22 protein-coding genes are annotated in these 18,300 nt (G+C 69.3%); 10 read left to right on the top strand and 12 right to left on the bottom strand.

Annotated elements, in window-relative coordinates:
* Positions 1–30: 30 nt before the first annotated feature.
* From JWP60_RS16325 to JWP60_RS16300, 6 genes are all read right to left on the bottom strand, one after another.
* A complete protein-coding gene (locus JWP60_RS16325) occupies positions 31–1,995 on the bottom strand; it encodes a response regulator (protein WP_299793560.1) in 1,965 nt (654 codons plus the stop codon).
* Between the two features lie 229 nt (positions 1,996–2,224).
* Positions 2,225–2,554, bottom strand: coding sequence for a hypothetical protein (locus JWP60_RS16320; RefSeq protein WP_299793557.1), 330 nt, complete (start codon positions 2,552–2,554; stop codon positions 2,225–2,227).
* Positions 2,555–2,802: 248 nt separating this feature from the next.
* Positions 2,803–3,261 carry a response regulator gene (locus JWP60_RS16315; RefSeq protein WP_299793555.1) on the bottom strand — a complete coding sequence of 153 codons (459 nt, stop codon included), beginning with the start codon at positions 3,259–3,261 and terminating at the stop codon, positions 2,803–2,805.
* Positions 3,261–5,483 (bottom strand): ATP-binding protein, encoded by a 2,223-nt coding sequence (locus JWP60_RS16310; RefSeq protein ID WP_299793553.1) that lies wholly within the window; start codon positions 5,481–5,483, stop codon positions 3,261–3,263. The genes JWP60_RS16315 and JWP60_RS16310 overlap by 1 nt, the downstream gene beginning before the upstream one ends.
* Positions 5,461–5,967, bottom strand: coding sequence for a biliverdin-producing heme oxygenase (locus tag JWP60_RS16305; RefSeq protein ID WP_299793550.1), 507 nt, complete (start codon positions 5,965–5,967; stop codon positions 5,461–5,463). Before JWP60_RS16305 ends, JWP60_RS16310 begins: the two co-directional genes overlap by 23 nt.
* 229 nt (positions 5,968–6,196) lie before the next feature.
* Positions 6,197–6,364: a hypothetical protein gene (locus tag JWP60_RS16300; RefSeq protein WP_299793548.1), complete on the bottom strand. Its 168-nt coding sequence runs from the start codon at positions 6,362–6,364 to the stop codon at positions 6,197–6,199.
* A 138-nt stretch (positions 6,365–6,502) separates the two neighbouring features.
* Here JWP60_RS16300 and JWP60_RS16295 point away from each other — a divergent pair, with 138 nt between their 5' ends.
* Positions 6,503–7,243, top strand: a complete 741-nt coding sequence (locus tag JWP60_RS16295; protein ID WP_299793546.1) for an aldolase — start codon at positions 6,503–6,505, stop codon at positions 7,241–7,243.
* Between the two features lie 2 nt (positions 7,244–7,245).
* On the opposite strand, the gene JWP60_RS16290 is transcribed toward JWP60_RS16295, so the two are convergent.
* From JWP60_RS16290 to JWP60_RS16280, 3 genes are all read right to left on the bottom strand, one after another.
* Entirely contained in the window at positions 7,246–7,956 is a 711-nt protein-coding gene (locus JWP60_RS16290; RefSeq protein ID WP_299793543.1) for a hypothetical protein, read from the bottom strand.
* Between the two features lie 17 nt (positions 7,957–7,973).
* Positions 7,974–8,942, bottom strand: coding sequence for a Ku protein (locus JWP60_RS16285; protein ID WP_299793541.1), 969 nt, complete (start codon positions 8,940–8,942; stop codon positions 7,974–7,976).
* Between the two features lie 91 nt (positions 8,943–9,033).
* Positions 9,034–9,528: a hypothetical protein gene (locus tag JWP60_RS16280; protein ID WP_299793538.1), complete on the bottom strand. Its 495-nt coding sequence runs from the start codon at positions 9,526–9,528 to the stop codon at positions 9,034–9,036.
* 32 nt (positions 9,529–9,560) lie between these two features.
* On the opposite strand from JWP60_RS16280, the gene JWP60_RS16275 reads away from it, so the two are divergent.
* On the top strand, positions 9,561–9,779 hold the full coding sequence (locus JWP60_RS16275) for a hypothetical protein (protein WP_299793535.1): 219 nt from the start codon (positions 9,561–9,563) through the stop codon (positions 9,777–9,779).
* 11 nt (positions 9,780–9,790) lie between these two features.
* On the opposite strand, the gene JWP60_RS16270 is transcribed toward JWP60_RS16275, so the two are convergent.
* Positions 9,791–10,027, bottom strand: coding sequence for a hypothetical protein (locus tag JWP60_RS16270; RefSeq protein WP_299793532.1), 237 nt, complete (start codon positions 10,025–10,027; stop codon positions 9,791–9,793).
* Between the two features lie 72 nt (positions 10,028–10,099).
* Here JWP60_RS16270 and xth point away from each other — a divergent pair, with 72 nt between their 5' ends.
* Positions 10,100–10,900, top strand: a complete 801-nt coding sequence (xth, locus tag JWP60_RS16265; protein ID WP_299793529.1) for an exodeoxyribonuclease III — start codon at positions 10,100–10,102, stop codon at positions 10,898–10,900.
* 108 nt (positions 10,901–11,008) lie between these two features.
* Complete coding sequence (locus JWP60_RS16260) at positions 11,009–11,626, top strand: hypothetical protein (protein WP_299793526.1); 618 nt, start codon at positions 11,009–11,011, stop codon at positions 11,624–11,626.
* Here JWP60_RS16260 and JWP60_RS16255 read toward each other — a convergent pair.
* Positions 11,623–12,168 (bottom strand): DUF924 family protein, encoded by a 546-nt coding sequence (locus tag JWP60_RS16255; protein WP_299793523.1) that lies wholly within the window; start codon positions 12,166–12,168, stop codon positions 11,623–11,625. The two genes, JWP60_RS16260 and JWP60_RS16255, sit on opposite strands and share 4 nt — an antisense overlap.
* Positions 12,169–12,248: 80 nt before the next feature.
* A complete protein-coding gene (locus JWP60_RS16250) occupies positions 12,249–12,467 on the bottom strand; it encodes a hypothetical protein (RefSeq protein WP_299793521.1) in 219 nt (72 codons plus the stop codon).
* A gap of 208 nt (positions 12,468–12,675) precedes the next feature.
* On the opposite strand from JWP60_RS16250, the gene JWP60_RS16245 reads away from it, so the two are divergent.
* The 6 genes from JWP60_RS16245 to JWP60_RS16220 all read left to right on the top strand — a co-directional run bounded on the left by JWP60_RS16245 (position 12,676) and on the right by JWP60_RS16220 (position 18,251).
* Positions 12,676–12,969, top strand: coding sequence for a hypothetical protein (locus JWP60_RS16245; RefSeq protein ID WP_299793519.1), 294 nt, complete (start codon positions 12,676–12,678; stop codon positions 12,967–12,969).
* A gap of 93 nt (positions 12,970–13,062) precedes the next feature.
* Positions 13,063–13,521: a CHRD domain-containing protein gene (locus JWP60_RS16240; protein ID WP_299793517.1), complete on the top strand. Its 459-nt coding sequence runs from the start codon at positions 13,063–13,065 to the stop codon at positions 13,519–13,521.
* 79 nt (positions 13,522–13,600) lie between these two features.
* Positions 13,601–15,190, top strand: coding sequence for an FAD-dependent monooxygenase (locus tag JWP60_RS16235; protein WP_299793515.1), 1,590 nt, complete (start codon positions 13,601–13,603; stop codon positions 15,188–15,190).
* A complete protein-coding gene (locus tag JWP60_RS16230) occupies positions 15,187–15,369 on the top strand; it encodes a hypothetical protein (RefSeq protein WP_299793513.1) in 183 nt (60 codons plus the stop codon). The genes JWP60_RS16235 and JWP60_RS16230 overlap by 4 nt, the downstream gene beginning before the upstream one ends.
* 2 nt (positions 15,370–15,371) lie before the next feature.
* Positions 15,372–15,818, top strand: coding sequence for a MarR family winged helix-turn-helix transcriptional regulator (locus JWP60_RS16225; protein WP_299793511.1), 447 nt, complete (start codon positions 15,372–15,374; stop codon positions 15,816–15,818).
* A gap of 87 nt (positions 15,819–15,905) precedes the next feature.
* On the top strand, positions 15,906–18,251 hold the full coding sequence (locus JWP60_RS16220; RefSeq protein WP_299793508.1) for a YgiQ family radical SAM protein: 2,346 nt from the start codon (positions 15,906–15,908) through the stop codon (positions 18,249–18,251).
* Positions 18,252–18,300 lie beyond the last annotated feature (49 nt).

Genomic DNA, 18,300 nt, shown 5'->3' with positions numbered 1-18,300 from the left:
ACTCACCCCGGCACGTCCGGCCCCAACGCCTCACTCCCCCCGCTTCGCCTGCGCCGCCGCCCTGAGCAGTTCTTCCACCGCGGTCAGCTCCGCCGGCTTGGTGAGGTGGCGGTCGAAGCCGGCGTCGCGGGTGCGCTGGCGGTCGTCCTGCGTGCCCCAGCCGGTCAGCGCGACCAGCAGCGTCTTCTGCATGCTGGGAAACATGCGCATGCGCTTGGCGACGTCGTAGCCCGTCATGTCCGGCAAGCCGATGTCCAGGAACACCACGTCGAGCGCCTGCGATTGCGCCAGCTGCAAGGCCTCGGCGCCGCTGTGCGCAATGTGCGCTGCGTGGCCCTCGATGTCGAGCAGCACGCCCAGGCTTTCGGCGGCGTCGGTGTTGTCGTCGACCACCAGCACCTGCAACTGGCCCGGCTTGCCGGCAGCCGTCACTGCCTGCGGCGAAGTGCCCGCGTCGGCGGCCCCAGTCAGCGGCAGTCGCACGGTAAAAGTGCTGCCGCGCCCGACACCCGCGCTCCCGGCCGAGACGCTGCCGCCATGCAGCGCGACCAGGCTCTGCACCAGCGACAGACCGATGCCCAGTCCGCCCTGCGGCTTGCCGGCTCCGGGCACTTGCGCAAACATCTCGAACACCTTGTCGATCGCCTCCGGCCCGATGCCGATGCCGGTGTCGGCCACGGACAGCACCGCCTGCCGGTCCTCGGTCCACACTTTCAGGGCGATGCGTCCGCCCTCGGGGGTGTACTTGGCGGCGTTGTTCAGGAGGTTGCTGATGATCTGCGCGATGCGGGTCGGATCGGCATCCATGGGCAGCGGCTGCACCGGAACTTCGACGGTGAGCTTGTGGCCGGCCGCCTCGATCAGCGAAGTGCTGGTCTCGACGGCGGTGGCGACCACTTCCTTCAGGTCGATGCGCTGGCGGCGCAGTTCGACCTTGCCGGTGCTGATGCGCGCCACGTCCAGCAGGTCGTCGACCAGGTGCACCATGTGCTGGATCTGCCGCTCCATCATCTGCCGGGTCTTGTCCAGCAGCTCGGGCTTGCTCGATGCCATGCGCATCAGGTGCAGCCCGTTGGACAGCGGCGCCAGCGGATTGCGCAGTTCGTGCGCGAGCGTGGCCAGGAATTCGGTCTTGCGCCGGTTGGCCTGCGCCAGCTCGTCGTTCAGGCGGCGCAGGTCCTGCTCGGCGACCAGGCGCTGCGTGATGTCGGAAAACAGGATCGCGACGAGGTCGTTGCCTTCGCCACCCAGCCGGGTTGCGTAGACGTCGAACCAGCGCTTCATGAACTTCACTTCCTGCACGAAGCGGATCGCTTCGCCGGTGCGGGCGACGCGGTCGTACATCTCCATCGAGTGGCTCTCGGCCTGCGGCAGCAATTCGAGGACGCTCTTGCCGATGGCGTTGCGCAGGCCGGTGTGCATGGCGAAGGCCTCGTTGGCCTCCTCGAAACGGTAGTCGCGCACCCGGCCGTCGCGATCGCGCTGGAGCTTGACCACGCAGAAGCCCTCGTCGATCGACTCGAACAGGGCGCGGTAGCGCTCCTCCTTGGCCTCCAGCCGCTGCTCGAAGTCGCGCCGCTCGCGCAGGCGCAGTTCCTCCTTGCTGCGATAGAGCTCGACGAACACGCCGACCTTGGCCTTGAGGATCTCGGTGCGCAGCGGCTTGGCCAGGAAGTCGACCGCGCCCAGCGCATACGCCGAGAGCATCGCCTCGTCGGGATCGTCGCCGGCCGTGACGAACAGGATGGGCGTGAAGCGCGAACGCGCCCGCGAGCGGATCGCGCGCGCTACCTCGAAGCCGTCCATCCCGGGCATCCGCACGTCGAGCAGCACGGCGGCGAAGTCCTGCTTTTCCAGCGCGGCCAGTGCCTGCGGGCCGGACTGCGCGCGCACCATGTCGACCCCGAGCGAATCGAGCGCCGCCTCCAGGGCCAGCAGATTGGCGGGCTGGTCGTCGACGAGCAGGACGTGGGTGGTGATGGTGTTGTGTGGCACTGGCGCGGGACCGTCCGGGATTGCGTTCCGGGCAGGCCGGAGTCTAAGCCCTTCTCACCTCTGCGGGGCCGCGCCGCTCAGTTGAAGGATTTGTCTGTCACGCGAGCCGGATGTTCGCCCACGCGCAAGGGCTGGCGCCGCCGGGCAGGTTGGGTGCGCAGCCGCGCCGGCAAAGCAAAGGGCCGGCAACTGCCGGCCCCCGCAACCCGATGCTTTGCGCTTTTTGTTCTTATTTCTTGGAGGACTCTTTGTCCTTGGTCGCGACCTTGTCGGTGCGGTCCTTGGCCGGGGTGATCGAGACCTTCGGCACGGTCATCGTCTCCTTCTCGGTGTAGACGCCAACCTTGGGCACGTTGACTTCCTTCTTCTCGGTGCTCACGTCGACCTTCGGCGCTTCGACGTTGTACTTCGGCAGCTGCACGTTGCCTTCCTGCGTCTTGGAGACTTCGTACTTCGGCAGGTCGACCTTGCCCTCCTGGGTCTTCTTCACGTCGCAGCCGGCGAGGCCGATCGCGGCGACGGACACGAGGCCGGCGAGGATGAAAGCGGTTTGGCGCATGGCGAGACTCCTTTGTTGATCTGCTGGGATGCCTCGCATTCTGGGAGTCCGTCCCAAGCACGGCTGTAAGACCCAGGCGGCAAGCCCCGTCCGACGCCGACCCCCCGCTGTGCTTCGTGCGGACTACGGTGTCGTGGCAGGGTGGGCGCAGAGCGCCTCGGCCAGCCGGGCATGCACTTCCGCCGGGTCCCCGCGTGCCGGCCCCGGGCAGGGTCATGGCAGGCGCCGCTGCGGCGCCCGGCGCGCTGTCACTCATGCCGGCGCCTCGTGCGCGACGAGCCCGGCGGCGGCTCGTTCAGCACGGCCCAGAAGATGCCGAGATCGGCGATCGCCTCGACGAACTGCTTGAACTCCACCGGCTTCACCACATAGGCATTGACGCCCAGCTGGTAGCTGCGCAGGACGTCGGTCTCCTCGTGCGAAGAGGTCAGCATCACCACGGGGATGCTGCGCAGGGCATCGGTGTTGCGCACCGTCTGGAGCACCTCGAGGCCGTTGACCTTGGGCAGCTTCAGGTCCAGCAGGATGACCGCCGGATTGCCTTCGGCGCGGGCGGCATGCTCGCCGCTGCGCGTGAGGTACTCGAGGGCGGCTTCGCCGTCGCGCACGACGATGACCTCGTTGGCAAGCTGGCTGCGTTCGAGTGCCACCAGGGTGAGTTCCAGGTCGCGTGGATCATCCTCGACCAACAGGATGGGCTTGATCATCAGGCAGACTCCTCGCGGCGCGCTCCAGCGGCGGCTGCGTCGTAGTTGGTGTCAGGGGCGGGCGGCAGGACGAAGCCGAAGCTGGCGCCGCGGTCGGGCTCACCGCGGGCCCAGACCGTGCCGCCGTGCCGTTCGACGATGCGCTTCACGTTGGCCAGGCCGATGCCGGTGCCGTCGAAATCCTCGCTGCGGTGCAGTCGCTGGAACACGCCGAACAGCTTGCCGACATACTTCATCGGGAAGCCCACGCCATTGTCACTGACCTCGAGCCCGTTGCCTTCCGGCTGGGTGACGGGGACGATGCGGATGCGCGCGGGATTGCGGCCGCGCGTGTACTTGGCCGCGTTGGACAGCAGGTTGCGGATCGCCACCTGCAGCAGCAGCGGGTCGGCATGCAGGCGGGGCAGCGGCTGCACGATTTCCCATTCGATCTCGCGGCCCCGTTCCTGCTGCCGGAACTCGTCGACCAGGTCTTCGACCAGCGACGCGGCGTCCACCGAAGACGGGCGCAGGCCGGATCGGCCCAGGCGGGAAAAATCCAGCAGCGCGTCGACCAGCTGCCCGGCATAGGCGGCGGCGTCCTTGACGTGCTTCAGGTAACGCCGGGCGCGCTCGTCCAGCTTGTCGCCGTTGTCCTCGACCACCAGGTCGACATAGCCGGCGATGTGGCGCATCGGCGCCCGCAGGTCGTGCGACACGGTGTAGCTGAAGGCTTCGAGTTCCTTGTTCACGCGACCGAGTTCGACGGCATGGCTGGCCATCTCCTCCGCCCGCCGCAGCACCAGCGCCAGCAGCGCCTGGCGCAATTCACCGACCGCGCCTTCCTGCGCCGCCTGCCAGGGCGCGCAGCGACCCTGCACGCGTTGCTGCCAGCTCTCGAAACTCTGGCGCGGATGGATGCGGCCGCTGGCCGGCAGCGTCTTGCGCGGATCGCCGGCCCACCGGATGGTCTGCACCAGTTCCGGCCGGAACCACAGGACGACGTGCCGGTGCACGTGCGAGATCGAGATCGCGAGCACGCCGGCGCACGCAGGCAGCAAGAGCTTGCCACCGTCGTACGACTCCGACAGGCGATCGGTGGAGAACACATCCTCTCCGCGCGCGGCCACCCAGTGCGCGAGCGGGAGGATCTCCTGCGCGGCCGGTGTGGCGCCGATCATCCAGCAGATGTCATTCAGCACCACTGCGGCGCCGCTCGCATCGGCCAGTTCGTGCAATTTCAGCTCCGGGGCGGCGAGGCGCTGCAAGGTGCCGTCGGTCTCGGCCATCAGCGCCACCAGCGTCAGCACGCGCTGGTGCAGCGCCAGCCGCTGGGCGACTTCGGCGTTGTCCTCCTGCGCCTGGATCTGCAGCGACAGCAGCCGGCCCAGGTGCTCGCACGCCACCCGGGTCTGGAACGGCAGCTGGCGCGGCGCCCGGTGGTGGCAGGAGATCAGGCCCCAGAGCTTGCCGCGCGCGACGATGGAAACCGACATCGAGGCCGGCGTGCCCATGTTGCGCATGTACTCCAGGTGCACCGGAGAGACGCTGCGCAGGGCCGCGAAGCTGAGGTCGATGCCGGTGGGCTCCGGTGCGCCGGCGGCTGCCACCAGCGGCACCGGCTCGTAGCTGGCATCCGGGATCACCCGGATGTGATTGGCCCGATAGAGCTCGCGCGCCTGGCGCGGGATGTCGCTGGCCGGGAAGCGGTGGCCGGCATAGGAGTGGTAACCGGGATCCGCGCGTTCGGCCAGCACCTGGCCGTGGTCGTCGGCATCGAAGCGGTAAACCAGGCAGCGGCCGAAGCCGGTGAGGCGCTTCATCTCCCGGGCCACCAGCTCGCACAGGCCGATCACCGAATGGGCCTGGGCCAGCAGCGGCAGCAGGTCACGCGCGACGGCATACAGCGGCGCATGCATGCTGGCCGAAGGGCCCGCCGGTTCGTATTCCACCAGCAGGTGCGATCCGTGGCGATGGGCCGCGACATCGAAGGTGGCGCCGGCCAGCGGCAGGGTGCCGACCCAGGCCGGATCGGTGGCGGGCTGCAGTCGGCCGCTGTCGACCGGCAGGGTGGCGAGCGCCTGCCGCACGGCCTCTTCGCTGTTCCAGTTGGCGCTGTACGCCAGCAGCTGCCCGCTGTCCGCTGCCAGCACCGCGAGCCGGCCATGCGGCTGGATCGCACCCGGCACGCGGATCGGCTCGTTCGCGCACTGCGACAGGTCAGGCAGCGGGAGCGCGCTCATTCATGGCCTTTTCCAGCAGGGCGGAGAGCGTGTCGAAGGTGGCGCGCGCCGCATCGCAGGCCTGCGCCAGTGCCTCGGGGCAGGCGAGTTCGCTTTCCAGCACGTCGCGCGCTTCGCGCCACATGCGGCCTCTCGCTTCGCCCCAGCCATGGAAGTACGCGGCGCCGCGCTCCGGGCCGAGGCCGGCGCCCGCCAGGCTGCGGCTGATCGTCGCGCCGCCGAGGGCGGAGCCCTCCATCACGTAGACCGAACCCCAGGCGGCGGCGCCGCTGGGCAGCGCGGGCAAGACGGCCGTCTCACCCGCCGGCGCCCCCAGGAGCTGCAGGTCCTGCTGCAGGAAGGGACGGCGCGAGCGCGCGCGCAGCCAGGGCGCGCGCTCCGGCAGGGCGGCGGCCACCGCCGGCTCCCAGCCGGCGAGGAAACTGTCGAAGACCTGCAGCACCCGCAGGTAGTGGCCGGGCTGCCGCATGCGCCGCAGGTTCATCAGGGCGTCGATGCGGTCATGGTGGGGGCGGGTCGCGGCGCGCAGGACGCTCAGCGGAGCGGCGAGGCAAGCGGACTGGCTGGGAAGGAGGACGGCAGGCGGCAAATCGGGGACCGTGGGAAAAACGGGACGAGGCGATCCTGTCATCCGCGCTGGCTGTCCTTTGTAGGACAAGGGCCCAGCGAATCTGGGACGTCATCGCTCGAAGAACGGCTCGCCGGCTGACGCGTCAGGCCGAATCGGAAGGCTTGGCCGCGGTGCGGCGCTTCTCCAGCTTCTGCAGCGTTTCCAGCGCGCTCGCCGAACCTTCGCCGCTGTGGCGCTCGAGCGGCGGCAATGCCGGGACGGCTTCCTTGGGGCGCACGGGCTCGGGTTGCCCGCGCTTGGCGCGTTTCACCACCTGCTGATCCTCGTGTGTGTCGGAGCAGTCTGACGGTCGCGTGGCGCCAGACTGTAGTCGTGCGGAGGCACGGGCAGTAGGACAAAGCCTCAGCCGTGCAGCGCGGCGCTACCATCGCTGTCCAGGAGGTGTTCCATGGGCGATGGCTCGATCGAGGCGCGATCGTTGTTCGACGATGCGGCCGTGCGCGGCTTGCGCAACGACCTGGCCCTGGCCTTGCGCGCGGCCGCGCAGCATGGCCTGGGCGAGGGGGTGTGCAACCATTTCAGCGTCGTCCTGCCGCAAAGGCCGGACTGGTTCCTGCTGAATCCGCGCGGGCTGCACTGGAGCGAGGTGCAGGCGGACGACATCGTGCTCGTCGACGCGCAGGGCCGCCAACTGGCAGGCCGCCATCCCAGCGAGCCAACGGCCCTGTTCATTCACGCGGCGGTGCATCGCATTGCCGCCAAGGCCTGCGTGATGCACACGCACATGCCCCATGCGACCGCGCTCACGCTGACCGATCTGCGGGCGCTGGACACCACGCTGTCGCAGAACGCGATGCGCTTTCACGGGCGGGTCGCCGTCGATGCGGAGTACAACGGGCTGGCGCTCGATGCCGGCGAGGGCGAGCGCATCGCGCGGGCCATGCACGGCGCCGACGTCGTGTTCCTCGCCAACCACGGCGTCATCGTCTGCGGCGAGCAGATCGCCTGGGCCTTCGACGACCTCTACTACCTCGAGCGCGCCTGCATGCACCAGGTGCTGGCGCACTCCACCGGCCGACCGCTGCGCCCGGTGGCGCCCGAGCTCGCGGCACGCGTCGCCGCGCAGACGCTGGGCGAACGCATGCAGTCGGACCTGTTCTTCGAAAGCCTGCGGCGCACGGTGCGCTGACGCTAGCGCGCCGACGATGCAGCGCGGGGCGCGGCCGATGCCGGCGTCGCTGCCGCTAGCGCCTCGCTCGCCGGGGGCGTCCAGCCCTGCCCGGGCAGGTAGCGCGCGCTTTGCACTTCATTGGCGTGGAAGCCGCTTGGCCAGCGCGCGACGACCGTGCCGGCCGCATCCATCTGCAACTGGGGCGCATCGCGCCCCGGGGGTGCGCCGGCGACCTCGGGCTCCGGCAACGCGCCGGGCACCACGTCGGGCAGGCTCCAGCCCGAGCCGGCGTCGAAGCGGCTGAAGCGCAGGCTGTGGATGTTGCCCACCCGGTGATGCCACACCGCCATCGCCGATCCGCGTTCGTTGCTGGCGATCCGCGGATCGCTCGAGGCGCCGTAGATGCGCTCCAGGGGCTGCGGTGCGCTCCAGCCGCTGGCGCGGGTCCAGCCGGAGGCGACGACGTGGTCGTCGGCCACCCAGACGGCCAGTGCGCTTTCGTCTCCCGAGCGCGCCATCTGCGCACGGGCGCCGTGCGGCGCCGGCGGAGCGGGGATGGCCTGGCCTTGGGCGTCGGTGAGCGCTGCGCCCGCAGTCCCGTCCGTGGGCGGACCGTAGCTGCCCAGCACCGCGGTGTTGTTGCTGTGGTCGGGCTTGGCCGTGCGAGCGTCACAGCCCGCCAGCGCCAACAGCGCCAGCACGAGGACAGGAATTGCGGCCCGGACTGGCATGGTCCGCTCGGGCCGGATCATCCGCTCTTGCGGCGCGTGGTCGCAGGTTTGGTGCTCGCCCGCGCGGTCGCCGGGGTCTTGCGCGCCGCGGCCTTGCGCACCGGCGTGGCTTCGTCGTTGGCGGCGGCTTCCTCGCGGCGCGTCGTGGTCTTCTTCGCCCCCGCCGGTGCTGCGCCTGCGGCTGCATTGCCCTTCAGGCTGCGCCGCAGCAGCTCGGTGAGGTCGATCACTTCGGCGCTCGTCGGCACGTCTTCGCCCGGCAGCGGCGCCACGGTGCGCACGGCGCCTTCCTTCGACTTCTCTTCCACCAGCGCCATCAGCTTTTCGCGGAACTCGTCATGGAACAGGTCCGGCTGCCAGTCGCCCGCCATCGCGGCCACGAGCTGTTCGGCCATCTTCAGTTCGGCGGCACTGACGCTGATGTCCTCGCCCGGCCAGGCCAGGCCCGCGGTGTCGCGCACCTCGTCGGACCAGCGCAGCAGGTTCAGCACCAGGCCCTGGCCGTGCGGGGCGAGCAGCGCCAGGTGCTGCTTGGTGGAGATCACCACCTTGGCGATGCCGACCTTGCCGGTGCGCTGCAGCGTTTCGCGCAGCAGCGCGAAGGGCTTCTGCCCGCCCTTGCCGCCAGGACTCACGTAATACGGTTTGTTGAAGTAGACGCTGGGAATCTGCTCGCGGTCGACGAAGGCCTCGATGTCGATGGTCTGCGTGGAGCGAGGCAGCGCCGCCTTGATCTCCTCGGGCGTGAGGACCACGAAATGGTCCTTCTCGACCTCGAAGCCCTTGACGATCTCCTCCCTGGAAGCCGCCTCGCCGGTGGCCTTGTTGACCTGCTTGTTGCCCACGCGGGTCATCGTCGACTTGTCGAGCAGGTTGAACTTCATCCGGCTCTCGGCGGTCGCCGAATGCAGGGTGACGGGAATGTGGACCAGGCCGAAGCTGATGGCCCCTTTCCACAGCGTGCGAGAGCTGGTCGGTGCGGGCATGATTTCCTTGAGGCAGCCCGACCACGGTAGGGGAGTCACCGCCGCCCCCCTGTAGGACGGTGCAGGAAGCGCGTGCAGGGCGCAGAGCGACTCAGGGGCAGAACAGCTGGCCGGCGCGCTGCGTGCACAGGCCGCGCGGGCCGACCAGCGACGTGGGGGGCACCTGCCGCAGATGCGTGCCGTCGTCGGCCCAGCATCCGGCGGCATCGCACAGGGCGGGCGCGGCAGGCCGGTCGATGGCGACGGGAGGCGGCAGTGCGGTCGGCGCAGGGAAGGGCGCGACATGCTGCGGCAGCTCGATCTGCGTCGGCGGGATCGCCACCGGCGCCTGCAGCACGCGGCCGGGGCGCGCGGGCGGCGAGCCGCTGCCCAGGCATGCGGTCGCCGCGGCGCTGCGCACGGCTTCGACCGCCTCGGCCGATGTGTTGTCGGCAGCGCGCGCGGCCTGCAATCGCGCCAGCGCCGCACCACAGGCCGGTGACTTCAGGGGATCACTTTCCTGCGCGCGCGGCGGCAGCGACGCGGCGGCCAGGACGAGGAGGGCACAGGCGATCTTCATGGCGTCCTTCGCGGGCTTGTCCGACATGGGCGGGCCGGACCCTTGGCTAATTTTGCGGCATGAAGTCCCGCGACACCCGCGCTAGCCGCGCCAATCTCGGCGAGCGCCCCACCTCCTCGGTACCGGCCAAGCCGGACCACGGCGAGAATTCGGCCAGTACGATCATGGAAGCACCGCAGGCTCCGGCGCCGAAGCCGCGCCTGGATCCGCACGACTTCCCCGACGGCGCCGGCAGCGGCGGCGCCGAAGCGTTCAGCCGCCGTCGGACCAAGCCCTGAGGCCCGCAGGTTCAGGACTTGCCGCCTCCCATGCCGGGAGCGTCCTTGTCCTTGAGGAAGCCGGCCTGGTTGACGCCCTTGCCGGCGCGGCCTTCGTTCTGCACGTCGCGACTGAGCGAGCTGTCGGCCGGCGCGCCGTCGGCGCCCTCGGTGCGGGCCTGCCCTTCGGGGCTGCCGTCGTCCAGGTCTTCGACTTCGGGCGGATGGGTGTCGCCGGTGAGCTTGGCGTTGTCCTTCGCGTCGGGCATGTGCGTTCTCCTTGCAGGTTGTCGTGCCCAATCTAAGCCCGAGCCGGCCTTGCTTCTGTAGGATCGCCGCCCATGAAAATCGCCACGTTCAACGTCAACGGCGTGAAGGCGCGGCTGCCGCACCTGCTGCGCTGGCTGGCCAGGGAGCAGCCCGATGTCGCCTGCCTGCAGGAACTGAAGGCGCTGGACGAGAGCTTCCCCGCCGAGGAAATCCGCGCGGCCGGCTACCACCCGCTGTGGCAGGGACAGCGCTCGTGGAACGGGGTGGCGATACTTGCGCGCGGCGTGGAGCCGATCGAGATCCGCCGCAGCCTGCCCGGCGACGAAGCCGACGAACAGAGTCGCTACCTGGAAGCGGCGGTGGCTGGCGTGATCGTCGCCTGCCTGTACCTGCCCAATGGCAACCCGCAACCCGGTCCCAAGTTCGACTACAAGCTCGCCTGGTTCGAGCGCCTCATCGCGCACGCGCAAACGCTGGTGGACTCGGACCATCCGGTCGTCATGTGCGGCGACTACAACGTGGTGCCGACCGACTTCGACATCTACAACCCGCGCTCCTGGCGCAGGGACGCGCTCTTGCAGCCGCAGACCCGCGAGTGCTATGCGCGCCTGCTGGCCCAAGGCTGGACCGACGCGATCCGGCACCTGCATCCCGAGCAGGCCGTGTTCACCTTCTGGGACTACTTCCGCCAGCACTGGGAGCACAACTCCGGCCTGCGCATCGACCACCTGCTGCTCAATCGACGCCTCGCCCCCGCCTTGCGGGCCGCCGGGGTGGATACCTGGGTGCGCGGCGAAGAAAAGGCCAGCGATCACGCGCCGACGTGGATCGAACTGGAACTCCCGCCTGCTACGCCCAGCAAGCGGCGGTGAGGTGGCCCTTCCGGCGGCTAGGCGAATTGCTTAACCCTGCCGGACGTTTCGCCTACCGACGAGGCACAAGCGTGTGGTTTCATCTGGTTACGAGCTATGGAAAGCCTCATGACGACCACCACCGAGCCATCGGCCTTGCTGCTGGAAGCCTTGTCCGACAAGGTGCTGCACCAGCTGCCGCCCGCCGTGTGGCGCGGATTGTTCCTGGGGACCGAGCGCGACAGCATCCGCTTCGAGGAGCTGCACCTGAGCCTGGTCCACGTCGACGCGGACGCGCGGGCCGCGGGCAGCGCAAGCGAGCACTTTTCCCAGGAACTGCAGCGCCTCAATGCGCGTCACCATGGCCGGCTCGATGCCTATGTGAATGCCACGGCGCTGATCACGTTCGAAGACCCCGGAGCCGCCGTCCGCATGGCGCTCGACCTGCAACGCGCTGCAGCGGGCATGGCACTGCGCATCGGCGTCGTGAGCGGCCTGTGCACGCTCGCCTATTTCCGGGTGCGCGGCCGGCTGTGGTGCACGCCGCTCGGTGAGCAGCCCTTGCGCGCGGCCGAAGTCGCCGCCGCCGCTCCCCTCGGCGGACTGGTGATCTCGCCCGAGACCTATGTTCCCGAGGCGGCGCACGCGCACGTCCCTGCCGCGGACGCGCCGGAGTTCGGCGATTCGGAAGTGGACCTGTCCTCGCTGGCCTTCGACAGCGCCAGCGAAGCCATCGATATCCACTAGCCCTTGAAGCCGCCCTCGGCGAGGAAGCGTTGCTCCTCTGGCGTGTTCGGCCGACCCAGCACCGCGTTGCGGTGGGGAAAGCGGCCGAAGCGTGCCACGATGTCCCGGTGGTGTAGCGCATAGCGCAGGCTTTCACCGCCCTGCGCGCGATTCAAGGCGACGCAGCGCTCGAGGTCGGCAAGCTGCTCGGAGTGCATGAAGGGCAGATAGAAGAACTGCCGCAGGGGGTCGTCCACCTCGCGGTCGAAGCCCTGCGCCAGCGCCGCCCCGGCGGCTTGCCGGGCCTGCGCGTCGCTCGCGTACATGCGCGGTGTCTCGCGAAACGCATTGCGCGGAAACTGGTCCAGCAGCAGCACGAGGGCCAGCGCGCCTTCGGCACTCGCTCCCCACTCGGCCAGTTCTCCAGCGACGGCCGCCTCGTGCGCAACGAGGAAGCGCTCGCGAAACGCGGCGTCGAAAGCCTCGTCATGCCGGAACCACCGGCGGGGCCCGGCGTCGCGCCAGAACTTGACGACGTCGGCGGCTGAAGGGCGAGAGTGCATGGGTGCGGGTCGGTCGGCGGGCAGCACGCGGAACGAAAAAAAGCGGGGACCCAAGGCCCCCGCGGCGGCAAGTGCAAGGGTCAACGCTGGCGTTGCTGGTCCTGGCGCTGCTGCTGCTGGTCCTGCTGCCTTTGCTGGTCCTGGCTGCTGCCGCCCTGTTGGCGCTGCTGGTCCTGCTGGCGTTGCTGGTCCTGTTGATTCTGCTGGTTCTGCTGGTCCTGCTGATTCTGGTTCTGCTGGTTCTGGTTCTGGTTCTGCTGATCCTGCTGTTGCCGACTCTGCTCTTGGCCTTGTCCCATGAAGCTCTCCTGATAGTTCGAAGAACCGGCGCCCGCCGGCTCTCGAACTTCAATGTAAGAACGCGCGTGCGCCGCGCATGTCGGAGGAAGACGGCGAGTCCGTAGGAAAGGGCCTGCGCCCAGGCACGCTGCCCGGCCGCCTTCGTCCTACAGGCGTGTGGCGACCGTGCTTGCACCCGCGCCCGCGCGTGCTGCCTAGAGTGCGACCATGAGCACTTCAACCAGCATCGGACCCGAAGGTGCCAGGGGCGGCAACGACAATCCCGCCAATGCGGACGGCTGCGGCAACAAGACCCTCGGCGACCAGGCCGCGCAACAGCCTGCGGCTGGCGCCGAAGGCGTGATCGACGAGGCCGGCGCGCAGGTGCCGGCCGGCGTGCCAGGCGCGCGGCCGCGACCGGGCGTGGCCAAAGGCAGCGAGGCTTACCCCGACGGCCCCAATGTCGAGTCCAGCCCTTACGAGCTGGACGCCGCGCGCGGTCATCTGCCCAAGGACCGCTGAGCCCCATGCCGCAGCGCGCGGTCGCGTCCTACACGGGCGCGCGGCGAAGTCCGGCCATCATTCGCATCCCTTCGTACCAGCAGAGGATGTGAGATGAACCGATCCGTTTTTGTTCGCACCAGTGTGGCCGTCGCGCTGGCCGGCGCCGTGCTCGCCGGCTGCGGGGCCATGCGTCCGTCGCAGAGCACCGAGATCTGGGAGGCAACCATGAGCGGCGGCGAGGAAGTGCCGCCCAAGACGACCGGTGGCAGCGGCATGGCGGAAGTGCAATACAACCGGAACACGGGCATGCTGCGCTACAAGATCACGTACAGCGGCCTGACTGGCCCGGTGACCGCGGCCCACATCCACGGTCCGGCAGCGCCGGGCACCAATGCCGGCGTGCTGGTCCCGTTCACGGGGGCCATGAACGTGTCGCCCTTCCAGGGCGAAATGGTGATCACGCCCGAGCAGCTCGCGCAGATTTCCGCCGGGCAGACGTACGTCAACCTGCACACCGCGCAGAACCCGGGCGGCGAGATCCGCGGGCAGCTGCGTCCGCGGCGCGGCTGACAGCAGCGGCCCCACAGCCGGATGGTTGCGCGCGCAACCCTCCGGCTCTATAGTCGCCCGCCAACCTTCAGGAGGGCGCGTGCAGCCGGTGCAGCCGTTGCCGCAGGAGATCCCTGTTCTCATCGCCGGCGGCGGTCCGGTGGGGCTGACGCTGGCCGCGCTGCTGGCGCGGCACGGCGTGCGCAGCCTGGTCGTCGAAGCCGACGAGGGCTATTGCACCGGTAGCCGCGCGATCTGCATTGCGCGCCGCTCGCAGGAGATCCTGTCGGTGGCCGGCGCCGGCGCCGCGCTTGCGGCCAAGGCGCTGCCCTGGACCGGCGGGCGCAGCTACTGGCGCCATCGCGAGGTGCTGCAGTTCCACATGCCGCACGAGCCGACCCAGCGCTTCGCGCCCATGGTCAACATCCAGCAGTACCACGTCGAGGCTTTCGTGCACCAGGCGCTGCAGCAGGTGCCCGAGCTGGCGCGGGTGGCGTGGTCCACCCGCGTGGAGCGCGTGCAGCCGCAAGGCGAGGGGGTGCTGGTGCAAGTGGAGGACGCGCACGGCCGTCATGACATCCATGCCGGCTGGCTGCTCGCCTGCGACGGCGGGCGCAGCACGGTGCGCGAGCAGCTCGGACTGCAATTCGAGGGCACGCAATACGAAGGGCGCTACGTCATCGTCGACATCGTGCAGAAGACGCACCGGCCGGTGGAGCGGCTCGCCTGGTTCGACCCGCCCTCGAATCCCGGCTCCACGCTGCTGATGCACCGCCAGCCCGATGACGTCTGGCGCATCGACTACCAGTTGCGCGACGACGAGGATGCGGCCGAAGCGCTGAAGCCGGAGAACATCCTGCCTCGCGTGCGCAGCCACCTCGAGATGATCGGCGAGCACGAGCCGTGGCAGCTGCTCTGGTCCTCGATGTACAACGCCAAGTGCCTGACCTTGCCCTCATATCGGCAGGGCCGCGTGCTGTTCGCGGGGGACGCCGCGCACCTGGTGCCGATCTTCGGCGTGCGCGGCCTCAACTCCGGCCTGGACGACGCGGCCAACCTGGCGTGGAAGCTCGCCCTGGTGCTGGAGGGATCGGCCGGCGACGCGCTGCTCGACTCCTATTCGCTCGAGCGCGTGCCCGCCGCGCGCGAGAACATCGCCTACGGCGCCAAGAGCACCGAGTTCATGGCGCCGCCGGATTTCGCCTTTTCCCTGATGCGCGAAGCGACCTTGCGACTGGCGCTGGACGAGCCCGCCGTGCGGCCGCTGATCAATCCGCGCCAGTCCGCACCCATCGCCCATGCCGATTCGCCGCTGAACGGCCCACAGCAGGGCGAGTGGTCCAGCGCGCTGGCCGCGCCTGGGCAGCCGGCGCCGGAGGCGCTGCTGCGCGGGTCGCGCGGCGACTTCCATTTGTCCCAATGCTTTGGCACCGACTTCACCTGCGTGGTGTTCGGCGACGGCTCGGTGCCGCATGCGGTGGCCGACCTGGCCACGCACGGGGTCGCGGTGCTGGACGTGATGCCCGAAGCCGATGCGCATGGCCAGGCACGATCGCGCTACGGCCTGCAACACGATGGCGCCACCGGGCTGGTGCTGGTGCGCCCGGACGGTTACGTGATGGGCCGCTGGCGCGGGCTCGACCCGGCGCCGGTGCTCGCCTGCCTGCACGCGAAAGGATTGCAGCCATGAACGACGCGGATCTGGATCGCAGCTACACCGCCTTGTGCCAGGCACTCGGCGCGGTCGGGCCGGGGCGCAGCGAAATGCTGCTGGCCATGGTCGCCCTGGCGCTGATGGCGCGCTCCGGCGGCGCGGACGAGATCGTCACCCTGGTCGCGCGCTCGCGTGACCGCATCCTGCAGGAGTGACCATGGCCACCCGTCGCGATGTCCAGCCACTGGACCAATTCCTCAGCTACCGGCTGCACCAGGTCAGCAAGGTGACCGACCGCGGCAGCATCGACGCCTATGCCCAGGAGGTCGGGTTGCCCGTGGGGGAGGCGCGCTGCCTGGCGGCGATCGGCCATTTCGCGCCGGTGTCGATCAACCAGCTGGCCGCCCGGGCCAACCTCGACAAGGGACAAGCGAGTCGCGCGGCGCAGGCGCTGGTCGATCGCGGACTCGTCAGCAAGGAGACCAGCCGGGCAGACGCCCGCGGGGTGGAGTTGAAGCCCACGGCAGAAGGCCGCCGGCTCTGGACGCGCGTGATGCGGCTGATCGAGCGGCGCAACGAGGAGATCTTCGGTTGCCTCAGCGGGCCGGAGCAGCGGCAGCTGGCCGGCCTGCTGGAACGCGTGCTGGCCCACGTGCACGAGTGAGCGGCACTGGCTCGGCGGCGCGGGAATATCCATGCCTGCATGTCGCGCGCGGGGGAATCATAGAATACTCGGTTCCCCAAAGACTCCATGAACGCCCCCGTCGACGTCTCCCTGTTCGCTCGCGCCGCGAAGCCCCTGACCAGCTACCGCAAGTACTGGGCGCATCGCTTCGGCCCCGCCCCCATGCTGCCCATGAGCCGCAAGGAGATGGACGCGCTCGGCTGGGACAGCTGCGACGTGATCCTGGTCACCGGCGACGCCTATGTCGACCACCCCAGCTTCGGCATGGCGGTGATCGGCCGCGTGCTCGAGGCGCAGGGTTTTCGCGTCGGCATCATCGCGCAGCCGGATTGGCAGAGTGCCGAGCCCTTCAAGGCGCTGGGCAAGCCCAACCTGTTCTGGGGCGTGACCGCCGGCAACATGGATTCGATGATCAACCGCTACACGGCGGACCGGAAGCTGCGCAGCGACGATGCGTACACGCCCGGCGACGTCGGCGGCAAGCGGCCGGACCGCGCCGCCATCGTGTACAGCCAGCGTTGCCGGGAGGCGTACAAGGACGTGCCGATCGTGCTGGGCGGCATCGAAGGCAGCCTGCGCCGCATTGCCCATTACGACTACTGGTCGGAGAAGGTGCGGCACAGCGTGGTGCTCGATGCCAAGTGCGACCTGCTCCTGTACGGCAACGCCGAACGCGCGCTGGTCGAAGTGGCGCACCGCCTCGCCGCGCGCGAGCCGGTCGACACGATCACCGATGTGCGTGGCACGGCCTTCGTGCGCCGCAGCACCCCCGAGGGCTGGTTCGAGATCGACTCCACCAGCGTCGATGCACCCGGCCGCGTCGAGGAGCACATCAACCCCTACCTGACCATCTCCGACCAGGCGAAGGCGCAGGGGGAGACGTGCGCGAAGGAGGAGAAGGCAAAGGATGAAGGATGTCATCCCGGCCTCGAGCCGGGATCCAGTGCGGCGGTGGATCCGGGCGCTGCATGGATTGCGGGTCAAGCCCGCAATGACATCCAGGCGCAGCCGCTGACTTTCGTGGCCAATCCCAAGGTCAAGCTCAGACCCCCGCCGCGCGACCACACCGTCATCCGCCTGCCTGCGTACGAAGCCGTCAAGTCGGATGCCGTCCTCTACGCCCACGCCAGTCGCGTGCTGCACCTCGAGACCAACCCGGGCAACGCCCGGGCCCTCGTGCAGGCGCACGGCGAGCGCGATGTCTGGCTGAATCCGCCGCCCATCCCGCTGACCACCGCGGAGATGGACCACGTCTTCGGGCTGCCCTATGCCCGTGCGCCGCACCCGGTGTACGGCGACGCGAAGATCCCGGCGTGGGACATGATCCGCTTCAGCGTGAACATCATGCGCGGCTGCTTCGGCGGCTGCACCTTCTGCTCGATCACCGAGCACGAGGGCCGCATCATCCAGAGCCGCAGCGAGGAATCGATCATCCAGGAGGTCGAGGACATCCGCGACAAGGTGGCGGGCTTCACCGGCGTGATCTCGGACCTGGGCGGACCGACGGCCAACATGTACCGCATCGGCTGCAAGACGCCCGAGATCGAGGCTGCCTGCCGCCGCCCGAGCTGCGTGTACCCGGGCATCTGCAGCAACCTCAACACCGATCACGGTCCGCTGATCAAGATCTATCGGCGCGCGCGTGCGCTCAAGGGCATCAAGAAGATCCTGATCGGCTCGGGCCTGCGCTACGACCTCGCCGTGCAGTCGCCCGAGTACGTGAAGGAGCTCGTGCAGCACCACGTCGGCGGCTATCTCAAGATCGCGCCCGAGCACACCGAGGGCGGCCCGCTCTCGAAAATGATGAAGCCGGGCATCGGCAGCTACGACCGCTTCAAGACCATGTTCGACAAGTTCTCGGCAGAGGTCGGCAAGAAGCAGTACCTGATCCCGTACTTCATCGCCGCGCATCCGGGCACCAGCGACGAAGACATGATGAACCTGGCGCTGTGGCTGAAGAAGAACGGCTTCCGTGCCGACCAGGTGCAGACCTTCTATCCCAGTCCGATGGCGTCGGCCACCGCGATGTACCACAGCGGCCGCAACACGCTGCGCAAGGTGCGGCGTGAGGCGACGGCGGACGACAGCGTGGACATCGTCCGGGGCGAGAAACGCCGGCGGCTGCACAAGGCCTTCCTGCGCTACCACGATGCCAACAACTGGCCGTTGTTGCGCGAGGCGCTGAAGGCGATGGGCCGGGCCGACCTGATCGGCAACGGCAAGCACCACCTGATCCCGACCTTCCAGCCGCTCACCGACGGCGGCTACACCAGCGCGCGGCGCAAGAACTCAACCGCAGCGCCGGTCGCACTGAGGTCGTCGACTCCTGTGAAGGGCCGCATGCTGACCCAGCACACCGGCCTGCCGCCGCGCGTCACCGGCGCCGCCAAGCCGCCTCGCAAGGGGCGTTGACGGCGCCTCGCAGGGGTGACTCGCGCCGATGCCGCAAGATCGCGCCCTG

Source organism: Ramlibacter sp. (genome assembly GCF_028291745.1).
Lineage (GTDB): Bacteria > Pseudomonadota > Gammaproteobacteria > Burkholderiales > Burkholderiaceae_C > Ramlibacter.
The sequence above is the reverse complement of the archived record's forward strand: the minus strand, read 5'-3'. Positions and strand labels throughout refer to the sequence as shown.

What these genes read in the sequence shown, in the direction of transcription:
- JWP60_RS16320 (WP_299793557.1), bottom strand. Translation starts at nt 2,554, where the DNA reads ATGCGCCAAACCGCTTTCATCCTCGCCGGCCTCGTGTCCGTCGCCGCG.
- JWP60_RS16315 (WP_299793555.1), bottom strand. Translation starts at nt 3,261, where the DNA reads ATGATCAAGCCCATCCTGTTGGTCGAGGATGATCCACGCGACCTGGAA.
- JWP60_RS16310 (WP_299793553.1), bottom strand. Translation starts at nt 5,483, where the DNA reads ATGAGCGCGCTCCCGCTGCCTGACCTGTCGCAGTGCGCGAACGAGCCG.
- JWP60_RS16305 (WP_299793550.1), bottom strand. Translation starts at nt 5,967, where the DNA reads ATGAACCTGCGGCGCATGCGGCAGCCCGGCCACTACCTGCGGGTGCTG.
- JWP60_RS16295 (WP_299793546.1), top strand. Translation starts at nt 6,503, where the DNA reads ATGGGCGATGGCTCGATCGAGGCGCGATCGTTGTTCGACGATGCGGCC.
- JWP60_RS16290 (WP_299793543.1), bottom strand. Translation starts at nt 7,956, where the DNA reads ATGCCAGTCCGGGCCGCAATTCCTGTCCTCGTGCTGGCGCTGTTGGCG.
- JWP60_RS16285 (WP_299793541.1), bottom strand. Translation starts at nt 8,942, where the DNA reads ATGCCCGCACCGACCAGCTCTCGCACGCTGTGGAAAGGGGCCATCAGC.
- JWP60_RS16280 (WP_299793538.1), bottom strand. Translation starts at nt 9,528, where the DNA reads ATGTCGGACAAGCCCGCGAAGGACGCCATGAAGATCGCCTGTGCCCTC.
- JWP60_RS16275 (WP_299793535.1), top strand. Translation starts at nt 9,561, where the DNA reads ATGAAGTCCCGCGACACCCGCGCTAGCCGCGCCAATCTCGGCGAGCGC.
- JWP60_RS16270 (WP_299793532.1), bottom strand. Translation starts at nt 10,027, where the DNA reads ATGCCCGACGCGAAGGACAACGCCAAGCTCACCGGCGACACCCATCCG.
- xth (WP_299793529.1), top strand. Translation starts at nt 10,100, where the DNA reads ATGAAAATCGCCACGTTCAACGTCAACGGCGTGAAGGCGCGGCTGCCG.
- JWP60_RS16260 (WP_299793526.1), top strand. Translation starts at nt 11,009, where the DNA reads ATGACGACCACCACCGAGCCATCGGCCTTGCTGCTGGAAGCCTTGTCC.
- JWP60_RS16255 (WP_299793523.1), bottom strand. Translation starts at nt 12,168, where the DNA reads ATGCACTCTCGCCCTTCAGCCGCCGACGTCGTCAAGTTCTGGCGCGAC.
- JWP60_RS16250 (WP_299793521.1), bottom strand. Translation starts at nt 12,467, where the DNA reads ATGGGACAAGGCCAAGAGCAGAGTCGGCAACAGCAGGATCAGCAGAAC.
- JWP60_RS16245 (WP_299793519.1), top strand. Translation starts at nt 12,676, where the DNA reads ATGAGCACTTCAACCAGCATCGGACCCGAAGGTGCCAGGGGCGGCAAC.
- JWP60_RS16240 (WP_299793517.1), top strand. Translation starts at nt 13,063, where the DNA reads ATGAACCGATCCGTTTTTGTTCGCACCAGTGTGGCCGTCGCGCTGGCC.
- JWP60_RS16230 (WP_299793513.1), top strand. Translation starts at nt 15,187, where the DNA reads ATGAACGACGCGGATCTGGATCGCAGCTACACCGCCTTGTGCCAGGCA.
- JWP60_RS16225 (WP_299793511.1), top strand. Translation starts at nt 15,372, where the DNA reads ATGGCCACCCGTCGCGATGTCCAGCCACTGGACCAATTCCTCAGCTAC.
- JWP60_RS16220 (WP_299793508.1), top strand. Translation starts at nt 15,906, where the DNA reads ATGAACGCCCCCGTCGACGTCTCCCTGTTCGCTCGCGCCGCGAAGCCC.